Source organism: Promicromonospora sukumoe, from assembly GCF_014137995.1.
Taxonomy (GTDB): domain Bacteria; phylum Actinomycetota; class Actinomycetes; order Actinomycetales; family Cellulomonadaceae; genus Promicromonospora; species Promicromonospora sukumoe.
In genome coordinates this window covers 2,559,683-2,577,646 of the sequence record NZ_JACGWV010000001.1, presented here as the reverse complement: position 1 = coordinate 2,577,646, position 17,964 = coordinate 2,559,683, and the positions used below count along the sequence as shown (strand labels likewise).

The 17,964-nt window shown below is 69.5% G+C and carries 19 protein-coding genes and 1 tRNA gene; 9 read left to right on the top strand and 11 right to left on the bottom strand.

Annotated features, from left to right (window positions below):
- The first annotated feature begins 12 nt into the window (after window positions 1–12).
- Window positions 13–1,038: a Gfo/Idh/MocA family protein gene (locus tag FHX71_RS11405; protein WP_182616289.1), complete on the top strand. Its 1,026-nt coding sequence runs from the start codon at window positions 13–15 to the stop codon at window positions 1,036–1,038.
- Window positions 1,039–1,047: 9 nt separating this feature from the next.
- Here FHX71_RS11405 and FHX71_RS11400 read toward each other — a convergent pair whose 3' ends face one another.
- The 5 genes from FHX71_RS11400 to FHX71_RS11380 form a co-directional block, all read right to left on the bottom strand.
- Window positions 1,048–1,641 (bottom strand): hypothetical protein, encoded by a 594-nt coding sequence (locus FHX71_RS11400; protein ID WP_182616286.1) that lies wholly within the window; start codon window positions 1,639–1,641, stop codon window positions 1,048–1,050.
- Window positions 1,642–1,749: 108 nt separating this feature from the next.
- Complete coding sequence (locus tag FHX71_RS11395; protein WP_182616284.1) at window positions 1,750–2,655, bottom strand: NADP-dependent oxidoreductase; 906 nt, start codon at window positions 2,653–2,655, stop codon at window positions 1,750–1,752.
- A gap of 138 nt (window positions 2,656–2,793) precedes the next feature.
- Window positions 2,794–3,432 carry a helix-turn-helix domain-containing protein gene (locus FHX71_RS11390; RefSeq protein ID WP_182616282.1) on the bottom strand — a complete coding sequence of 213 codons (639 nt, stop codon included), beginning with the start codon at window positions 3,430–3,432 and terminating at the stop codon, window positions 2,794–2,796.
- 421 nt (window positions 3,433–3,853) lie between these two features.
- Window positions 3,854–4,357 (bottom strand): SRPBCC family protein, encoded by a 504-nt coding sequence (locus tag FHX71_RS11385; RefSeq protein WP_182616280.1) that lies wholly within the window; start codon window positions 4,355–4,357, stop codon window positions 3,854–3,856.
- A 196-nt stretch (window positions 4,358–4,553) separates the two neighbouring features.
- A complete protein-coding gene (locus FHX71_RS11380; protein WP_182616278.1) occupies window positions 4,554–5,240 on the bottom strand; it encodes an SDR family NAD(P)-dependent oxidoreductase in 687 nt (228 codons plus the stop codon).
- Window positions 5,241–5,316: 76 nt separating this feature from the next.
- Here FHX71_RS11380 and FHX71_RS11375 point away from each other — a divergent pair, with 76 nt between their 5' ends.
- Window positions 5,317–6,216, top strand: a complete 900-nt coding sequence (locus FHX71_RS11375) for a helix-turn-helix domain-containing protein (protein WP_182616276.1) — start codon at window positions 5,317–5,319, stop codon at window positions 6,214–6,216.
- 27 nt (window positions 6,217–6,243) lie between these two features.
- Here the strand turns inward: FHX71_RS11375 and FHX71_RS11370 are convergent, their stop codons facing one another.
- Window positions 6,244–7,233: an alpha/beta hydrolase family protein gene (locus tag FHX71_RS11370; RefSeq protein ID WP_182616274.1), complete on the bottom strand. Its 990-nt coding sequence runs from the start codon at window positions 7,231–7,233 to the stop codon at window positions 6,244–6,246.
- A 120-nt stretch (window positions 7,234–7,353) separates the two neighbouring features.
- On the opposite strand from FHX71_RS11370, the gene FHX71_RS11365 reads away from it, so the two are divergent.
- Window positions 7,354–7,956 (top strand): TetR/AcrR family transcriptional regulator, encoded by a 603-nt coding sequence (locus tag FHX71_RS11365; protein ID WP_182616272.1) that lies wholly within the window; start codon window positions 7,354–7,356, stop codon window positions 7,954–7,956.
- 48 nt (window positions 7,957–8,004) lie between these two features.
- On the opposite strand, the gene FHX71_RS11360 is transcribed toward FHX71_RS11365, so the two are convergent.
- Window positions 8,005–8,688 (bottom strand): FadR/GntR family transcriptional regulator, encoded by a 684-nt coding sequence (locus FHX71_RS11360; RefSeq protein ID WP_182616270.1) that lies wholly within the window; start codon window positions 8,686–8,688, stop codon window positions 8,005–8,007.
- 48 nt (window positions 8,689–8,736) lie between these two features.
- Here FHX71_RS11360 and FHX71_RS11355 point away from each other — a divergent pair, with 48 nt between their 5' ends.
- The 3 genes from FHX71_RS11355 to FHX71_RS11345 all read left to right on the top strand — a co-directional run bounded on the left by FHX71_RS11355 (window position 8,737) and on the right by FHX71_RS11345 (window position 12,578).
- Window positions 8,737–9,966: a CynX/NimT family MFS transporter gene (locus tag FHX71_RS11355; RefSeq protein ID WP_182616268.1), complete on the top strand. Its 1,230-nt coding sequence runs from the start codon at window positions 8,737–8,739 to the stop codon at window positions 9,964–9,966.
- A gap of 501 nt (window positions 9,967–10,467) precedes the next feature.
- On the top strand, window positions 10,468–11,661 hold the full coding sequence (locus tag FHX71_RS11350) for an AAA family ATPase (protein ID WP_182616266.1): 1,194 nt from the start codon (window positions 10,468–10,470) through the stop codon (window positions 11,659–11,661).
- Complete coding sequence (locus FHX71_RS11345; protein ID WP_182616264.1) at window positions 11,658–12,578, top strand: hypothetical protein; 921 nt, start codon at window positions 11,658–11,660, stop codon at window positions 12,576–12,578. The genes FHX71_RS11350 and FHX71_RS11345 overlap by 4 nt, the downstream gene beginning before the upstream one ends.
- Window positions 12,579–12,612: 34 nt before the next feature.
- On the opposite strand, the gene FHX71_RS30290 is transcribed toward FHX71_RS11345, so the two are convergent.
- From FHX71_RS30290 to FHX71_RS11330, 3 genes are all read right to left on the bottom strand, one after another.
- Window positions 12,613–13,116: a GNAT family N-acetyltransferase gene (locus tag FHX71_RS30290; RefSeq protein WP_182616262.1), complete on the bottom strand. Its 504-nt coding sequence runs from the start codon at window positions 13,114–13,116 to the stop codon at window positions 12,613–12,615.
- Between the two features lie 245 nt (window positions 13,117–13,361).
- A tRNA-Pro gene (locus FHX71_RS11335) sits at window positions 13,362–13,435 on the bottom strand.
- Between the two features lie 140 nt (window positions 13,436–13,575).
- Window positions 13,576–14,448 carry a hypothetical protein gene (locus tag FHX71_RS11330; protein ID WP_182616260.1) on the bottom strand — a complete coding sequence of 291 codons (873 nt, stop codon included), beginning with the start codon at window positions 14,446–14,448 and terminating at the stop codon, window positions 13,576–13,578.
- A gap of 126 nt (window positions 14,449–14,574) precedes the next feature.
- Here FHX71_RS11330 and FHX71_RS11325 point away from each other — a divergent pair, with 126 nt between their 5' ends.
- Window positions 14,575–14,985, top strand: coding sequence for a DUF6234 family protein (locus tag FHX71_RS11325; protein WP_182616258.1), 411 nt, complete (start codon window positions 14,575–14,577; stop codon window positions 14,983–14,985).
- A gap of 37 nt (window positions 14,986–15,022) precedes the next feature.
- Here FHX71_RS11325 and FHX71_RS11320 read toward each other — a convergent pair whose 3' ends face one another.
- Complete coding sequence (locus FHX71_RS11320; protein WP_182616256.1) at window positions 15,023–16,042, bottom strand: LacI family DNA-binding transcriptional regulator; 1,020 nt, start codon at window positions 16,040–16,042, stop codon at window positions 15,023–15,025.
- A gap of 134 nt (window positions 16,043–16,176) precedes the next feature.
- On the opposite strand from FHX71_RS11320, the gene FHX71_RS11315 reads away from it, so the two are divergent.
- Both FHX71_RS11315 and FHX71_RS11310 read left to right on the top strand, forming a co-directional pair.
- Window positions 16,177–16,884 carry a ThuA domain-containing protein gene (locus FHX71_RS11315; protein ID WP_182616253.1) on the top strand — a complete coding sequence of 236 codons (708 nt, stop codon included), beginning with the start codon at window positions 16,177–16,179 and terminating at the stop codon, window positions 16,882–16,884.
- A complete protein-coding gene (locus FHX71_RS11310; RefSeq protein WP_182616251.1) occupies window positions 16,869–17,954 on the top strand; it encodes a Gfo/Idh/MocA family protein in 1,086 nt (361 codons plus the stop codon). Before FHX71_RS11315 ends, FHX71_RS11310 begins: the two co-directional genes overlap by 16 nt.
- Window positions 17,955–17,964: the final 10 nt, after the last annotated feature.

Genomic DNA, 17,964 nt, shown 5'->3' with positions numbered 1-17,964 from the left:
GAGGCCCGAGACATGACCATCACCACCGCCGTCATCGGCTACGGCGTCGCCGGCAGCATCTTCCACGCGCCGCTCGTGCACGCCGACCCCGCCTACCGGCTCGACGCCGTCGTCACCTCCAGCCCGGCGCGGGTCGCCGCGGCGTCGTCCGCCTACCCGCAGGCGCGGGTCGTGCCCGACGTCGACACGCTCTTGGCCTCAGGCCCAGTGCCGGACCTCGCGATCATCGCCACCCCGCACGCCACGCACGTCCCGCTCGCGAAGCGGTTCCTCGATGCGGGAGCGGACGTCGTCGTCGACAAGCCCGTCGCCCCGCGCGCCGACGACGCCGCGGAGCTCGTCGAGCACGCCGCCCGCCTCGGCCGCACCCTGACGGTGTTCCAGAACCGGCGCTGGGACGGCGACTTCCGCACGGTCCGCGGCCTGATCGAGCGCGGGGAGCTCGGCGAGATCCTGCAGTTCGAGTCCGCGTTCGGCTGGTGGAGCCCCACGCTCGGAGACTCCTGGAAGGACACGCTCGCCGGCGCCGACGGCGGCGGCATGCTCTTCGACCTCGCGCCGCACCTCATCGACCAGGCCGTCGAGCTGTTCGGCCCTGTCGCATCCCTGCACGCCGAGCTCGACCGGCGCAGGCCCGGCGCCGTGAACGACGACGACACGTTCGTCGCCCTCACCCACGACAGCGGCGTGCGCACCCGCCTCTGGATGAGCGTCGTGACCCCCGAGCAGCGCCCGAGGTTCCGCGTCACCGGCACCCGTGCGGTGGCCGAGTCCTGGGGCCTGGACCCACAGGAACCGCAGCTCGCCGACGGCGTCCGCCCGGGCGACGACGCCTACGGCATCCATCCCGAGCACCCGACCGTGCGGGTCGCGACGCCGGTCGGGGCGCACGCGGTGCCGAAGGAGCCCGGTGCGTACCCGGAGTTCTACCGGGGGCTGGTCGGCGCGCTCCAGGGGGACGGGCCGCTGCCGGTCGACCCTGCCAGCAGCATCGACGTGCTTCGCGTGATGGAGGCGGCTCGCCTCGGGAAGCTGTGACGGGCCGGTCTAGGTGTCGTACCCGAGCCCGTCCCAGGGCTCGTAGTAGGCGATGAAGTCGCCCGGCATGACATTGATGAAGTAGGTGCCGTCCTCGTACTGGTCGAGGTTCCAGCCGAAGGTGACGCCGTCGACGTCCTGGGTGAACGGTTCGACCTCGATGGGCTCGAGGACGTACTCGCCGAGCTCGGCCAGTCGGGCCTCGACGAGGTCCTCCGCACTGGAGGGCCCCGCCTGGCCGGGCGGAAGTCCCTCGGCTCGGGGGACGGCGTCGACCTGGACCTCGTCGAACGTGCCGTCGGCGTTCCACAGGAACACCCCGACGTAGGCGGAGTCGCCGTCGAACAGCTCCTCGCTGAGGAAGAACTTGCGGCCGTCCTCGGCGGTGCCCGCGTAGGGCACGTGGTAGTCGTCGGGCGCGATGGTGAAGCGTTCGGGTGCCTGCCCGACGGCGGCGCCGTCCTCGGTGGGAGGTTCTGCCGGCAGGACGACGCATCCGGTCGTCCCCGCGGCCACGGCGAGCGCGAGGACCGCCCGCAGCCCGGTGTTGCGGACGGCGGTGCTCGACGCGAGGAGCACGCCGCGCCAGGGGGATCGACTCATGACGGCGAGCCTATGGTCGGGACGGGCCGTGCCGAGCCGTGTTGCCGCGAACTGCGGGGCCGGCAGGGCTATCTCACCCGCGAGTTCACCCCGGCGATGCGCCCGTGCTCATGGGGTGAGGATGATCTTGCCGGAGGTGTGGCCGGTCTCGAGGATGCGGTGTGCCTCCGACGCCTGCGCGAGCGGCAGGGTGTGGCCGATCCGGGTGACCCATTCGCCGGCGGCGATCCGCTCCAGCGCGTCGTGGACGTATCCGCTGTTGCGGTTGCTGTCGTTGCCGTAGCTGAAGGGGACGCCGTGGCGGCCGGCGTCGGCGTCGGCCAGGGTGACCACGCGCTCGTTCCCGCCGCGCAGCTCGATCGCGGCAGGCAGGAGGCCTCGGCCGGCCGTATCCAGGACGGCGTCGATGCCCTGGGGCGCGGCGGCACGCACCCGCTCGACCAGGCCGTCGCCGTACTCCACCGCGGTCGCGCCGAGGCTCTCGACGAACGGCAGGCTGGACGGGCCCGCGACACCGATCACGGTGACTCCCGCGAGCCTCGCGAACTGGACTGCCGCGCTGCCGAGCGCTCCGCTGGCGCCGGTCACCAGCAGGGTCTCGCCGGCTCGGAGATGCAGCTCCGAGAGGCCTCGCGCTGCGTTGTCGGCGCCGATGACGGTCGCGGCGGCCTGCTCGAACGTGACGCCGTCGGGGATCGAGGTGTAGTTGCTGCTCAGGGTGTACTCCGCGTAGGAGCCTTGGGCGGGGCTGTCAGGCCATCCCGCGACGCGGTCGCCCGGCTGCACGCCGACGACGCCGTCGCCGAGCGCCTCGACGACCCCGGCGAACTCGAACCCGATGACGGCGGGTGCGGGGAGTCCGAAGGCACCGGCCCGGACCTTGGCCTCGATCGGGTTGACGCCGGCGGCGCGCACCCGGACGAGCACCTGCCCGCGACCGGGGCTCGGGGTGTCGACGTCGGCCTCCTTGAGGGCCGACGGGTCGCCGAAGACGGTGATGACTGCTGCTCTCATGATGCGAGTCCCTTTCGTGCGCGAGGACGTGTTTCCCCGACTGGCACTCGGGCAACACCGCCTGGGCCTGGCGCCATCCCTGCACCGGGGTCTCGGCGCGGCAGGTCACGTCGTCACGTCACCACCTGGAAGAACTGATCAGGGGATGTGGGCCGCGAGATCGCTCCGGGTGGTGGAGCGGTAAGCCCCGGGAGTTGCTCCCGTGTGCTTCCGGAACGTCGTCGTCAGGTGGCTCTGGCTGGACAGGCCGCATTCGAAGGCGATGTCGACGAGAGGCATCGTCGTGTGGGCAAGGAGCCACCTCGCGCGCCGCACCCTGCGCTCCAGCACGTACCTGGCAGGTGTCGTTCGCAGCTCATCCCGAAACCCGGCGACGAGCCGCTGCACCGACGTGCCGGCTACCCCGGCCAACGAGGCCAGGGTCAGCTTGTCCTGGAGGTTCTCGGCGATGTGTTCCTGGACCCGGGCGATCGTCACCGCCCCCGGAGAACGGATGGCGTGGCTGCCCGCGGCGTCCGCGGTGTGTGCTCGTTCGAGGTGAAGGCGCAGGGCGAACGCGATGGACTCGGCGAAGAGGACGCTCGTGGGATCGTCCGAGCCCGTCAGCTTCGCGAGCTCGCGCACGGCGCCGAAGATGAACGGGTCGGTGACGCCCAGGCCCGCCCGCAGCCGAGGTGTTCGTGCCGAGGCGTCAGGTCCGACGACGACTGTCGCGTAACGCACGTACTCGCCCGAGTAGACGCCGCCGAAGCGCTCCTGCGGCGGAATGATCGACATCTCACCAAGGGTCGGGGGACCGAGGTAGCGGGTGCCTCGCCCCAGTGCCCCTTCCATCCGGGACGTCGTGCCACCGAGATTGACGACGACCGAGCCGAACTCGAGCTCGGACGACCACTCGACCGGCACACGGATCATCTCGGTTCTCACCGTGACGTTCACTCCGGCCCACTCACCGGACCGGCGGTCGATCACCGCGTCATCGGATGCCGTGAGGGGTGACTGCGGCATGGTCCCCCTTTCAAGGGCTGCATCAGCGTGATGCAGGTCTGGACGACGGCGCTCTTCGAGAGCGTACGTCTCCGTCGGGTACGGCGCGTCAGCCAGCTCAAGGGCTGACCTGCGCCGTCGGCTGGCCGCGCGCCGTACCGCCGGAGGTCAGAACCGGCTGGCGCCGTGTTCTAGCCGTGTTCTACCGGGGTCAGGACCACGGGTCCTTGTCCAGGGCCTTCTTCGTCGCGTCCAGGTACGACGTCATCCAGGCCAGCCAGGTACTCGTCGCGAACTCGTGCAGAGGCTGAACGGCCTCTGCGTTGCGCGCGCGGAACTGGTAGTAGAACTTGACCTGCGTCCGGGGGCCGACCGGTCGGAACAGGAACTGGTTGACGGCCAGGTCGCACAGGTCGCCCAGCTCCCAGGAGAAGTCGGTCAGCTGGTAGTCGAAAACGAAGGGCCGCTGGATGAAGTTGACCTGTTCCCGGGCGCTCTGGTCTCCGAAGTAGACGGTGCGGTAGGACCCCGTCTGACCCCACGGGCCCTGGTGGACGTCGTAGCCGGTGACCGCCGGCTCGCCCTTCAGGAAGTTCGTGACGACGTCCTCGGCGATGGTGAAGTCGAACACGCGCTCGACGTTGTTCTCGACGATGCCACCGACCGCGCAGACCACGTTGCGGTTCGCGCCGGCTTCGACAAGCAGCTCGCTCATCAGGGTGTTCCTCTCGTGCGTATGTCGGGTGGTACGCGACTCAACGTAGGAGCGCGGCGCGGCAGCCGTCTTTCACAATCCGCACCGCGTTTGCAGGATCGGGCGACAGGGGTGTCCAGGCACCCAGGCGATCTGGCCGAGCGTTCCAGCAGCACGATGACCCTGAGGCGTCAGCCGGACGACCTCTCCCCACGACCTACCAGGGCAGGATGCCGTCCTCGTCCTGGAGAGTCCCCGTGGGTCCATCCGGGCCGAGGGTCGCCAGCCGCACCACGACGCGCGCACTCTCTTCCACCGGGCGCCCGATGCCCATCGCCGCCGTCATGTCGGTGGCCGCCGTGCCGGGCTTCAGCGCGTTGAACCGGACGTTCGGCTCCGTCTTCGCGTACTGCACGGTGAGCATGGTCGCCGCCGCCTTAGAAGCGGCATACAGGGCCAACGACACCTGGGACTCGGGCCGGTCGGGGTTGGTCACCACCCAGAACGACCCCAGGCTGCTGGAGACGGTGACGACGTTCGGGCTCGCCGACCGGCGAAGCAAGGGCAGTGCAGCCTCCATGACCCGCACGATGCCCACGGCATTGGTGTCGAACACCCGAAGGGCCTTGGGGCCGTCCACCGGTCCCTCGCCGAGCACCCCCGCGTTGTGTACCAGCACGTCGAGGCGGCCCTCTTCCGCATCGACGGTCGCGAGGGCCTTGGCCACGGACTCGTCGTCGGTCACGTCGAGCTGCACGAACCGGGCGCCGATCCGTGCGGCAGCCTGCCCACCCCGCTCGACGTCGCGCGCCCCGAGATACACCGTGTGCCCCAGCTCCGTGAGCTGGCGCGCGGTCTCGAAGCCGATGCCCTTGTTGGCGCCGGTGATCAGTGTGATGGTCATGCGTCGGTCTCCTTCGCGAGGTGGCCGCTCGGTGCGGCGGTGAAATACGCGGCCCGTGCGGGCCGTTCAGCACGCTATGAGCAGCGCACCGGTTTACCCAGAGCCCCCTGCAGACCGGGGTCCGGCAGGGCCCTCGCTACGAGCGCGGCGCCCGTCGGACAACCCCCTGGGTACCTACCTGCGGGCACGGCGCGAGCTGGTCACGCCCCGGCAGGCGGGGATCCCCGACGTCGGCGTACGACGGACACCCGGGCTGCGGCGCGAGGAGGTCGCGCAGCTGGCCGGCATCAGTGCCGACTACTACCTGCGGCTGGAGCGGGGCCGTGACCGCAACCCGTCGGTACACGTGCTCGACGCGCTGGCCCGCGTGCTGCGGCTGGACGCCGACCACGTGAGGTACCTGCGCTCGCTGGTGGCCGACGCGGCGCTGCCGCATGTACGCCGTCCGCGCACCACGACCCCGCCGGAAGGAGCCCGCAAGTTCCTGGACTCGCTGGCCCAGCCCGCGTTCATCGAGGACGAGCACTTCGACATCGTCGCGGCGAACCCCGTGGCCGGGGCCCTCGACCCGGGCCTGCGGGAGGGCGGCAACCAGCTGCGGGACCTCTTCCTGGACCCCGACGCACGCACCCTGTACCCCGAGTGGCAGCGGGTCACCGAGTGCCTCGTGTTCGGCCTGCGCCAGTCGGCGGGCACCGGCGTCGACAACCCTCGCCTGGGACAGCTCACCGACGAGCTGTCGGCGGCCAGCGGCCAGTTCAGCGAGCTCTGGGAACGTCACGAGGTGCGGGGGCAGTACGGTGCGCCGGTCCGGATCAACCATCCGAAGGTGGGGGAGCTGACCCTCAACCGGGAGCGGATGAGTATCGCGGGCGCGGAGGACCTGGGGCTGGTGGTCTTCCACGCGGACGCCGGCTCGGTCGACGCCGAGAAGCTGGCCCTCCTGGCGTCGGCCGGACAGCCCGCCGACGTCTGAGCCGACGCCCGAGGAGGGGTGGGCCGATCACACCCGGGTGCTGTCGGCGTGCTCCTTGTTGTCGATGCGGCCGAGACTCCCACCGGTCTCCGCCAGCGCCGCGGTGGCCTTCGCCCACCCGGTGTCGGCCGGGTCCAGCGCGCTGCGCAGGTAGGCCGTGGTCAGGCGCTGCAACGCCGCGACCCGCTCCGGGTTCTCGTCGGTGGTCTCGGCGGCCTCCCAGTTCGGGATGCCGCCCAGGGAATGCTCGGCGTCGAACAGGGTCAGCAGGTCCGTGGCGCCTGGGCCGTGGGTGTAGGCATCCGTGAACCAGTCCGGGCCGCGGCTGGACATCTTCGACTGGTCGTTGTCACCGGCCACCACGAGCGTGGGTGTGGTCAGCTCGGCGAACGACGGGTTCATGAACGGGAAGTGCTCCTGGGCGAACGGGTGCGGCTCGTCGCCCCCGATCCCGGTCGCGGCCAGCAGGACGCCGGCCAGCACACGCCGGTCCCCGTAGTCCTGGCCGACCGTGCCGGTGCTGTCGAGGACGCGGGCGCCGAGCAGCATCTGCACGGTCTGGGCGCCCCAGGAGTGTCCGGCCGCGACGATCCTGCTGCGGTCGACCCGCCCGGCAAGGCCCGGCACGACGCGTCCGATCACGTCGAGCTGGTCCATGGCCCGCACGAGATCGCTGCGTCGCTCGGTCCAGACCTGGCCGAAGCCGGGGTGGTCGAACGCGATGCCGTCACGACGGGAATCGAGGTGCGTCGGCTGGACGACGACGAACCCACGAGACGCCCAGAAGGTCGTGAGGGGTGCGTATCCGTCGAGCGACCACCCGTTGCCGTGCGAGAACAACAGCACCGGCAGGTCCTGCCCGGTCACGGGGGCGGAGACGCGGACGTCGAGCGGACGCGCCCGGCCCGGGGCGTCGAGACGTACCGGGGCGACCGAGACGACGGGGTCACCGGCGCCGACGACGTCGTCCAGGGAACGGACGATCGCGGTGTCGGTCGTCGCGGGGGTACCACTCATGGGAATCACAGGTCCTTTGCTCTTGAGGCCTCCGCTGGGCACAATGGGAAGCGGAGCGCCGCTCCGAAACAATACGGAGCGCTGTTCCGTTTTGCAACCCGCACCCGACGAAGGCACCCCATGGCTACTCCCGGCTCGGCCGGCCCGACACCTCGCGCAAAGCGCGCCGACGCCACGCGCAACCAGCAGACCCTGCTCGAGGCCGCCGCGGCCGTGTTCGTGACGGACGGCGTGGACGCGCCCGTGCGGCTGATCGCCGAACGCGCCGGGGTGGGCATGGGGACGATCTACCGGCACTTCCCCACGCGTCCCGAGCTGGTCGCCGCGGTCTACCACCATCAGGTGGAAGCGCTGGCCGAAGCGGGCCCTGCCCTCCTGCGCGAGTCCGGCGACCCCGGAGCCGCCCTCCAGGCCTGGGCGGCCGGCTTCGTCGAGTTCCTCGTGACCAAGCACGGGCTCGCCAGCGCTCTCGGGTCCGACACGGATGGCGTGAACACCCTGCACCAGTACTTCGTCGACCGGCTCGTCCCGGTGTGTGACGCGCTGCTCGACGCCGCACTCGAACCGGAGCGTCGGGGGCTTGTCTCGGGCTACACGCTCATGCGCGGCATCGGCAATCTGTGTATCGGCGGTGGCAGCGACACGGACTACGACGCCGAGCTTCTGGTCGCGCTCCTGGTGGCAGGGGTGCTCACGGCGGAGCGGCCCGGAGGAGCCACGTAGTCGCCGGCCGTGCACGGGCGGCGAACTCGTCACCCACGGCCTGGGCGCTCAGGAGCTCTCGACGCGGGCCAGGAGCTCGTCCAGGAAGCCGCAGGCCTCGGCGACGGCCCGTTCCGGATCTCGCTCGGCGATGGCGTCGGCCAGGTCCTCGTGGCCGATCTCGGGCGCGTGCTCGACGCCGGGCGTGATCGTGGACGTCGCGGCGACGCTCGCGGTGATGACTTCCGTCAGCCCCAGGTAGAGCTCCGTCAGCAGCCCGTTGTGCCCGGCGCGGACGACGGCTCCGTGGAACTCGGCGTCCGTCCGCGCGAAGTCCTCCCAGCGACCCTCGGCCAGCTCGGTCGCGCGGCGGGCGAGCAGGGCGCGCAGCTCGGCGACCTCCTCCTCGGTCCGCTCGGTGGCGGCGAGCCGGGCCCCCTCGACCTCGAGGGTGCGCCGCACCTGCAGCACCTCGCGCAGCTCCGAACCGGCGAGCCGGCGGATCGCGCCGGAGACCTCGCTCGTGGCGCGGACGTAGGTGCCGTCACCCTGGCGGACCTCCAGCAGGCCCGTGTGCGCGAGCGCGCGCACCGCCTCGCGGATCGTGTTGCGGCCGACGCCGAGCTGCTCGCAGAGCGCGGGCTCGGTGGGGATGCGCTCACCGATGGGCCACTCGCCCTCCCGGACGGCGGTCCGGAGCTGCTCGATGACCTGGTCGACGAGGCCGACCCGGTGGGTGGTGGCCAACGGCACAGCGGAATCCTTTCGTCCAATCATCCTACGTATGCCATCGTAGCGGTCATGCGCGCCGAACACACTGCACCTGGCCTGGAGACCGAGCTGGACGGCGCCGTGGAGATCCGGACGCCGGGCGTCATCGCCGCCGGGGCGCTGCTCGCGGTCGCCGTGGTGCTCGTCGCCCTCAACCTGCGCCCGGCCATCACCGGCGTCGGCCCGATGTTGGAGGAGATGCGCCTCGACCTGGGCGTCACCGCGGTCTGGGCGGGCGTGCTCACCACGCTGCCGACGCTGTGCTTCGCCGGCGCGGGCCTCGTCGCGCCGCTGCTGGCCCGCCGCGCCGGGATCGGCGCCGCCATCGCGGTCGCGCTGACCACGCTCGCCGCCGGGCTCGTGCTGCGCGTGCTCGACGGGCCGTTCGTGGTGCTCGGCGGCACGCTCGTCGCCACCGCCGGGATCGCCCTGGTCAACGTGCTGATCCCGGTCGTCATCAAGGACTCCTTCCCGGCCCGCATCGGGCTGATGACCGGCGTCTACACCGCGGCCCTGCAGGGCGGCGGCGCCCTCGGGTCGGCGGTGACGCCGCAGCTCGGCGACGCGTTCGGCGGCTGGCGCCCGGCCCTGGGCTCCTGGACGGTGCTGGCAGTCGTCGCGCTGCTGCTGTGGATCGTCGCGGCCCGCGGCGCCGGCCGGGCGACCCGGGCGGCCGAGGCCGCCGACGGCGGCCGTTCGCTGCTGCGCAACCGCCTGGCCTGGATCGTCACCGCCTTCTTCGGCCTGCAGGCCTTCTACGCGTACGCCGCGATGGGGTGGTTCCCGCAGGTCCTGATGGACGCCGGCGTGCCCCGCTCCGAGGCCGGCCTGCTGATGGGCCTGGTCTCACTGATCGCCGTGCCGATCAGCCTGTTCGTCGCTCCGCTCGCCGCGCGCGGTCGTGGGCAGAGCGGGTGGATCATCGCGCTCAGCGTCGTGGGCATCGCCGGGACGGCCGGGCTGATGCTGGCCCCGGCCTGGTCGCCGCTGCTGTGGAGCCTCCTGGTCGGACTCGGCATGAGTGTGTTCTCGCTGGCCCTGACCGTGATCGCGCTGCGGGCACGCACCGGCGCCGACACCGCGCGGCTGTCCGGGATGGCGCAGGGCTTCGGGTACCTCTTCGCCGCGCTCGGGCCGTTCCTGTTCGGCCTGCTGCACGACGTCACGGGGAGCTGGCTCGTCCCGCTGGCCATGCTCCTGGCGGTTCTGGTGGTTCAGATGGTCTTCGGCGCCCTGGCCGGCCGGCACCGGTTCGTCTGAGGCGGCAGAGATGTCCGGGATCGTTCAGATCCCGGGCCTCTGGAGCCGCCTGTCGGGACTCGGCCAGCCGACCACTAGGACCCGGCGATGACCGCCCGCGATCTACGGGAAGCACGACGACGGGCGCGAGCTGCACGACGAGAGACGGTTTCGGTCACTGGCCGGGGCCCTCTTCGTCATGTGTGGGGGCGCGCCGTGCCGGCGCGACCAGGGTGCGATGGGGGTGCGCGGAGCGAGCGCAGCGAGCCCGCGCGGGGGCCGGCTCCCCTGTCGCGGGCCCCTGGGCGCGCCGGCACGGCGCGCCCCCGCGCGGCGGAGCCGCGCCTTGAGCCAGTATAGAAAGTCCTCACGGTTTCCGACAGCAAGAGATGGTCTGCGGGTGAATGTCGGGCGATAGACGGTAGACCCGATGACGATCGATCCGACCCGCGCTAGGCTCCCTAACCGTGACCAGCGATCAGCTTGTCGCAGAGAGCAGCTTGAGACACCGGAGTCCAATTAATGGCGCACATAGTCAAGGCTCAGATCGATGGCATCGGCGGCCGTGCGGACACTCTGAGGATTAGATTCGATCGGAATCTTAATGTTATCTGGGGCCTTAACGGTTCCGGGAAAACGACGCTTCTACGTGTCCTGAACGCTGCACTTTCAAATGATGTGACCTCCCTTGTGGGTTCTCCGGTTACCGGCGCTTCGATAGAAATCGTCGACAACGAAGGGCGCAGATTGACGCGCCGCTATCAGCGTGAGCAGTCAGGACTGTCGGCACAGCGGCGTGACCAGATCGATCGTGCGTTCCTCGGTCGTGACCCCGAGGTGGAGATGAACTTTGCCACCTATATGGCGCTGGAGGGAATGCTTCGGCCCGAAGAGGAAAGGACTTGGCGCACTACCTATCATGATCCCGACGTGGGCCATGAAGTTGGGGAGTTTGGGCATCAATACCTTTCAATCAACCGTCTCGTGCGCGGCTTGCGGGGCACTAGGCCGTCAAGCGCCGAAGTCGATTACGAAGCATCCTTAGACGAAGCCTTCTCGAAGCGCGTTAACGAGCAATGGATTCATTACCAGGCGTCGTCGCTTTCTGAGATTCGCGTGATTCAGCAGCAAGGTCTAGGTAGGGTATTGTCAGTTCTGTTCGGCGGGCCCGAAGAGAAGAGGCCGCCGACTGACTTTCTCCCGACTGAACCCGATCATGCCTACAAACTGACGAGGGCATTCCTTCAGGATCAGAACATCAAGGTGAACTTTAATCGTCAGTCGTTCATGCAGCGCTATCAGCGTGAGAGACACTACGCAGAAGTTGTCGAACACATAAAGGAAGTAACGGAGAGGGTCGACCGGGCTCTCCTACCGCAGCGGGAACTTGAGCGCCTAGTTGCCGAGTTTTATTCGGGCGACAAGCAATTGTCTCTCGGCCGCCGTGGCATAGAAGTGCGAATGGGTCGAAAGGAGATTCCGCTGCGAGCACTTTCTTCTGGTGAGCGTCAACTTCTTTTTATTCTGCTGCATGTCATGGCCGGAGGTGCTAACAGCGTGATCGTAGACGAGCCAGAGATCTCGCTGCATGTGGACTGGCAGGAGCGTCTTGTCGGAACGATGCTCACCGTAAATCCTGCTTGCCAGTTGATCCTTGCGACTCACAGTCCCGATGTCATGGCACATGTCGACCGGAGGTTCATTCATCGGATATGAGCGAAATCATCGAGAGAAGTCAGGCAGGATTTGCCAAAAGAGTTATGATGGGTGGCCGTCGGATTTGGCTGATTGTTGAAGGAATTGGCCACGATGTGTACTTCTATGAGCGCGTCTTGGATGCCAGCGATCGGATAGTCGCGGCTGGCCACGACGTGCGCGATGCCAGTTCGATCAAGTTCGAAGGGTCAACTGCTGGCGGAAAACAACGACTGCTTGCCATGCATGACTTTTACAAAAAGAGAGGCGAACTTCGGCAGATTGTTGATGGTGAGGAGAAACTGCTCTTTTTTGCGCTCGATAGAGATCTCGACGGAATTACCGGCAATATGCGAAGGTCTCCGCATCTTCTTTACACCGATTATCGGGATGTCGAAGCGGAAATCTTTGCCCGGGGAGATATGGAAGAGGCGCTAGCGGCAACGCTGGGGCTCACGCACAACGAAGCTTGGGAGGCGGCGCAGCATGTGGGGGAGCCGCTGACGAAGTTGGCGAGCGTATGGCTTGAATGGACTATCATTTGTTGCATAGTTACGAGCCTTCGCATAGGCGTCGGGATTAGTTCGGGGAAAATTTCAACCGTTAACGCGGGTGGTTATGGCGCCGTGGTCGACGCTAAGGTGGCCCATATTTCCCAGAGGATGGCTGGCGATCCTAGATTCTCCGACCGCAAGCGGCGTTGGATTGAGGACCGTGTCCGATCCCGCGAGCGTCGAGGGCTATTAGGCCGCGAGGTCAAAGGCAAGCTAGTTGTCGGCTATGTTGAGCTGCTAATTAAAGATCATTTCCAGGAGAAGAGAAAAGTTGCCCTTAATGCTATTAGGCCCTCGCTCGTCAATTCGTTGCTGATGAGCGTGCGTTTCGAGCGTCCGTGGGTGGAGCACTGGACGGTTCGGATTGAGCGACTCTTGTCCTAAGGGTGGGCGGGAGCGTTTCCCGCGGTGGAGTCGATCAGATTGAAAATACTGCAGCGATTTGGCTCTGCCCATCGCCGTACCGATGGGTGATCGTGGATATACGCCTCGCCCCGAGGCGTTCGTACAGCCGGATTGCGCCCCGATCCTTTAGCATCACGTCGAATGCAACGGCGAGCTGTCGGGCCTGCGCGCAACGGATTGTAGTTTCCATGAGAAGTCGGCCGGCTCCGCTGCCTCGGTGATCAGAGTCCACAAACAGCCGAGAGGGAATTGCGAGACCGGCAACCTCACCACCCGTATGGTCGTGCCATGCCCGTGCTGCGTCGTCGCACGCCGTGGCGCGCGTCAACGTGATCTGCCCGATGGGCATGGTGCCTTCGAGTGCTGTCCAACTCTGCAACTCGTGGTCGTGACGTAGCCAACCCTCAGGATGCGCTACGCCTTCTACGGGATAGCCGTCCCGCTCGTACACGCGCACGAGGATGGTAGCGAGAGCTGGAATATCCTCTCCGCGGCGCGGGCGGATCGTCACGGACATGAGCTCAGTACTCCACGGGCATGTCGTAGTCGAGCGCTGAGTAGTCGGCGCGCATGCAGAAGTTCGTGACCTCGAACCCCGCTACCTGCACCTGGATCACCGTGCGCTGACGACGCTGGCGCGATGTTCGGGGCCTGGTGGTCACAAAGTGGCCACACGAACGGGTCGGGAGAGGGTGACGCGGATGTCGCTGGGACGGCATGAAAAACGCCCCTCACCTGCGTGAACAGGTGAGGGGCGATCTGTCGGGCTGACAGGATTTGAACCTGCGACCCCTTGACCCCCAGTCAAGTGCGCTACCAAGCTGCGCCACAGCCCGCGGTGTTCTTGAGCATGCTCAAGGCTACCGGTTTTGGCCCCTTGGGGCCGACGGAAATACTACCCCACCTCGGGGGCTGCGCCTGACCAGAGCGAACGCACGCCGCCACCCGACGTCCGACAAGCACCCGAGACAGGCACTCACTCACTCGGTGTGTACCGCTCCTCCGGCTCGTAGACGGGACGGGCGTCCAGGTCCAGCTCCAGGTGGACGGCGCCCCGCAGGTCGGTGAGCACGATCATGCTGCTGCTGTTGCGGGGGACCCGGTTCGGCGAGGTCCGCATCCGGGCCGCCACCTCGTGCCGCCCGCCCGGCGAGTCGTAGGCGACCGTGACGTCGAGCTCGGGGTCGCTGTGCAGCCAGTGGCTGACCCTGCCGAGCGTGAGTCGGCCGGTGTAGCGCTGGCCCTCGCGCCGGAGCCGGGCGATGGCCTCCTGACGACGTCGGGCCAGGCGCAGAGCGCCCGGCAATCGGACCAGGACGACGACGCCCCAGAGGCCCGCGAGCACCGCCACGACCGTGGACACGAGGACGGCCTCGGTACCCGGGACGCCGTCGAGCACCTGGCGCAGGCGCTGGTCGGCGCCGAGCGCGAGGTCCGCCCCGACGGCCGCGCCCACGGTGATGCCGGTCAGCAGGGGCGCCAGGTAGAACATCGACGCGGCCCGCCGCTGCCCGAGGTGGTCCTGCGCCCGCTCACCCAGATTCACTGTGACCAGGACGGCCAGGTAGCCGAGCACGAGCGCTCCGCCGATCAGCCAGCCCTGGCCGACGGCCACCGTGCACTCCGTCGATGTCGCGGCGCACAACACCGACGAGCCGGCCAGCGTCGCGGCGGCCCAGGCCACGAGGCACAGCAGCGCCGTCGCCCACATGCGGGGCATGACGCGTCCGGGGGAGCGGCCCGGGGCCAGCCACGTGATCCGGGAACCCTTGTCGGTCGCGGAGAACATCGGCCGGTGCTCCCACCCGCCCGTCGAGGCCGCGTCCCGTGGTGCCACAGCGTCCGTCATGACTGCCTCCCGCTCGACACGTCGCTCGGCGACGACCGGGCGGGGCTGCCCTGACCTTCGTTGGTCCGCGAACCGTGCGGCCTCATCCTCGCCCCTCAGGAGGGTGCTGACCAGTACAGTCGGCCCATGCCCGCCGCGAGCACGGACCGCCGGCCCAGGGCTTCGCGCGCGCTGGCGCTCGAGGTGACGGCTGCCGTCCTCATCCCGATCGGCGTACTGGTCCTTGCCGTGAACTGGTTCACGGCCTACGGCTGCTTCATCCACGCCTGCGGCAACCCGCAGCCCGGCAACCAGGCCACCTACGCCGTCGTCGCACCTGTCGTCGTGGCCTCCGTCGTCTGGACGATCATCAGCGCCTGGCGGCGTGAGGCGGGCTGGATCTTTCTCTGGCACGCCGTGATGGCGTTGATCGCACTCGCCGTCGTGATCCTGTGCGCGGTGCCGTCGTTCGAGGTGTCCAGCCCCGAGCCCTCGCACACCCCGTGGTCCGGCTGCGCCGAGTTCTCGGGCGGCGACAGCGACTGCCTGGGCGGCTGACCTCGCCAGGCGTGGGTGATCAGCCCATCACCTGATATCAGCCCACCTTCGCCGTCGACCCCCGCACCACGAGCCTCGTCGCCAGCTCCTCCCGGGGCGCGACCAGCGGCGCGTCACCCGGAACGTCCCCGCCCAGCCGCAGCAGCATGCGCAGCGCCGCCCCGCCCATCTCGGCGATCGGCTGGTGCACCGTGGTCAGCGCGGGGCTGAGCCACCGCGCCTCGGGCAGGTCGTCGAAGCCGACCACGCTCACGTCGTCCGGGATGCGCAGGCCCAGTCGGGCGGCGGCGTCGTACACGCCGAGCGCGATCGTATCCGAGCACGCGAAGACCGCCGTCGGCCCCGTCCGCAGCAGGTTCAGCGCCTGCTCCGTGGCGCCGTCGCGGCGCCAGTCCGTGTGTGCCACGGCGTCGTCGGGCAGGTCGAGGCCCGCCTGCGTGACGGCGGAGCGGAAGCCGTCCACGCGGGCCTGGCTGTAGAGGTGGGTGCGCAGCCCGGCGAGGACGCCGAACCGCCGGTGCCCGAGCGCGAGCAGGTGCTCAGCGGCGGCCCGGCCGCCCGCCCAGTTCGCGGCCCCCACGCTCGCGACGGACGACGGCGGCTGTCGCACCGGGTCCAGCAGCACGACCGGGACCCTTGCGGCGGCGAGTGTCGCGAGCTGTTCGGCGCTCGTGTCGACCAGGGCGAGCACCGCGCCGCGCAGCCGCCGGGCGAGCAGCCGGGTCAGCCAGGCGTCGTCGGGCGGGCGGGCCACCGAGACGACGACGTCGATGCCGGCCTCCTCGGCCGCCTGCTCCACGCCGCTGAGCGCGCGGTTGGCCCACGTGCCCTCGATGCCGCTCAGCACCAGGTCCACGAACGGCGAGCCGGGACCGCGCGCGGGTGCGCCGCGCCCCGCGCGTCCGCGGTACCCGAGCTCAGCGACGACGCTCATGACCCGGGTGCGGGTCTGCTCCGAGACGTCCGAGCGGCCGCCGAGCACCTTCGAGACCGTGGGCACCGTCGTCCCGGCCTCCCGTGCGACGTCCGCGAGCGTCGTCCGACGTGGAGTGACCATGCCGCGACCGTAGCGACGGCGCACGAAGTTGCGCAACTATCTGGGGGTTGATCCGGCAAAAGTCCTCGTGTATCAAAGGTGCGCTGGCACTACACCAGGCCACAAGTTGCGCAACTTATGGAGCGGAGCACCACATGACGACGACGTCGGACAAGCATGCGCTGATCGTGCGAGGAGGCTGGACCGGGCACGAGCCCGTCGAGACCACCGACTCGTTCCTGCCGTTCCTCGCCGAGCACGGCTACGAGGTCGGGGTGGAGGAGACGACGGCGGTCTACGCCGACGCCGACTACCTGGCCGGCGTCGACGTCATCGTGCAGACCGTGACCATGAGCACGATCGAGGCCGAGGAGCTGAGCGGCCTCATCGCGGCGGTGTCGGCGGGTACCGGGCTGGCGGGGTGGCACGGCGGCATCGCCGACTCCTTCCGCAACAGCTCCGACTACCTGCAGCTGATCGGCGGACAGTTCGCCACCCATCCGCCCAAGGCGCCGCGCGCGGAGCTGGCGGGGGAGGCCGCCGACAACTTCCTGCGGCACACCATCGACATCGTGCCCGAGCGGGCCGATCACCCGATCGTCGCCGGGATCTCCGACTTCGAGCTGACGACCGAGCAGTACTGGGTGCTGTCCGACGAGTACAACGACGTGCTCGCCACCACGACGCTGGCCGCGCGCGACTTCGACCCGTGGCACCGCCCGGTCACGTGTCCGGCGGTCTGGACGCGGCAGTGGGGCGAGGGTCGGGTCTTCGTCTCGACGCCGGGGCACGAGCTCGCCGTCGTCGACGACCCGAACGTCCGCACCATCATCGAGAGGGGCATCCTGTGGGCCAGCCGCTGAACGTCGGGATCGTCGGGGTCGGGGCGATCGCCGGCCAGTACCTGTCCACCTTCGAGCGGCTGGAGGCCGTGCGGCTCGTCGCCGTCGCCGACCTCGACGCCGCCCGGGCGTCCGCCGTGGCCGCCGAGCAGGGGGTGCGCGCGCTGACCGTCGACGAGCTGGTCAGCGACCCCGAGGTCGACCTCGTGCTGAACCTGACGATCCCCGCGGCCCACGCCGAGGTCGCGCTGCGGGCCATCGCGGGCGGCAAGGCCGTCTACGGCGAGAAGCCGCTCGCGGCCACGCTGGAGGACGCCCGCGCCGTCCTCGACGCGGGCCGCGCGGCCGGGGTGCGCGTCGGCTGCGCCCCCGACACCGTGCTCGGCACCGGCGTCCAAACGGCGCGCAAGGCCATCGACGACGGCGCGATCGGCCTGCCTGTCGCCGCGACCGCCACCATGACGACGCCGGGCCACGAGCGCTGGCACCCGAACCCCGACTTCTACTACCAGCCCGGCGGCGGCCCCCTGCTCGACATGGGGCCGTACTACGTGACCACGCTGGTCACCCTGCTCGGCCCGGTCGAGTCGGTGGTTGGCGCGGCCAGCCACACCCGCGCGACGCGCACGATCGGCTCCGGCCCGCGGGCGGGGGAGACCGTCCCGGTCGACGTCGACACGCACGTGACCGGGGTGCTGCGGCACGTCTCCGGCGCGCTCTCGACGCTGGTGATGAGCTTCGACTCGGTCGCGACGCGCGCGTCGAACATCGAGGTGCACGGCCAGTCCGGCTCGCTCGTGGTGCCCGACCCCAACCAGTTCGACGGCGACGTCGAGCTGCACGAGCTCGGCGGCTCCTGGGTGACCCTGCCGCCGAGCGCCGGCTACCGCGACGCCGGGCGCGGCTACGGCGTCGCGGACCTCGCGACGACGCCGGACGGCGTGCCCGCGCGGGCCGACGGCGACCTCGCGTACCACGTGCTGGAGATCATGACGGCGCTGCTCGCGTCGGCCGAGTCGGGCACGACGGTTGTTGTTGAGAGCCGGTGCGAGCGGCCCGCGGCGGTGCCGCTGTCGGACGCGCCGCGCTGATCTGCGGCTC

Coding starts and splice junctions, on each gene's coding strand:
- FHX71_RS11315 (WP_182616253.1), top strand. CDS start 16,177: ATGACGACGACGTCGGACAAGCATGCGCTGATCGTGCGAGGAGGCTGG.
- FHX71_RS11345 (WP_182616264.1), top strand. CDS start 11,658: ATGAGCGAAATCATCGAGAGAAGTCAGGCAGGATTTGCCAAAAGAGTT.
- FHX71_RS11370 (WP_182616274.1), bottom strand. CDS start 7,233: ATGAGTGGTACCCCCGCGACGACCGACACCGCGATCGTCCGTTCCCTG.
- FHX71_RS11390 (WP_182616282.1), bottom strand. CDS start 3,432: ATGTCGATCATTCCGCCGCAGGAGCGCTTCGGCGGCGTCTACTCGGGC.
- FHX71_RS11350 (WP_182616266.1), top strand. CDS start 10,468: ATGGCGCACATAGTCAAGGCTCAGATCGATGGCATCGGCGGCCGTGCG.
- FHX71_RS11405 (WP_182616289.1), top strand. CDS start 13: ATGACCATCACCACCGCCGTCATCGGCTACGGCGTCGCCGGCAGCATC.
- FHX71_RS11380 (WP_182616278.1), bottom strand. CDS start 5,240: ATGACCATCACACTGATCACCGGCGCCAACAAGGGCATCGGCTTCGAG.
- FHX71_RS11375 (WP_182616276.1), top strand. CDS start 5,317: ATGAGCAGCGCACCGGTTTACCCAGAGCCCCCTGCAGACCGGGGTCCG.
- FHX71_RS11385 (WP_182616280.1), bottom strand. CDS start 4,357: ATGAGCGAGCTGCTTGTCGAAGCCGGCGCGAACCGCAACGTGGTCTGC.
- FHX71_RS11365 (WP_182616272.1), top strand. CDS start 7,354: ATGGCTACTCCCGGCTCGGCCGGCCCGACACCTCGCGCAAAGCGCGCC.
- FHX71_RS11320 (WP_182616256.1), bottom strand. CDS start 16,042: ATGGTCACTCCACGTCGGACGACGCTCGCGGACGTCGCACGGGAGGCC.
- FHX71_RS11325 (WP_182616258.1), top strand. CDS start 14,575: ATGCCCGCCGCGAGCACGGACCGCCGGCCCAGGGCTTCGCGCGCGCTG.
- FHX71_RS11400 (WP_182616286.1), bottom strand. CDS start 1,641: ATGAGTCGATCCCCCTGGCGCGGCGTGCTCCTCGCGTCGAGCACCGCC.
- FHX71_RS11330 (WP_182616260.1), bottom strand. CDS start 14,448: ATGACGGACGCTGTGGCACCACGGGACGCGGCCTCGACGGGCGGGTGG.
- FHX71_RS30290 (WP_182616262.1), bottom strand. CDS start 13,116: ATGTCCGTGACGATCCGCCCGCGCCGCGGAGAGGATATTCCAGCTCTC.
- FHX71_RS11355 (WP_182616268.1), top strand. CDS start 8,737: ATGCGCGCCGAACACACTGCACCTGGCCTGGAGACCGAGCTGGACGGC.
- FHX71_RS11395 (WP_182616284.1), bottom strand. CDS start 2,655: ATGAGAGCAGCAGTCATCACCGTCTTCGGCGACCCGTCGGCCCTCAAG.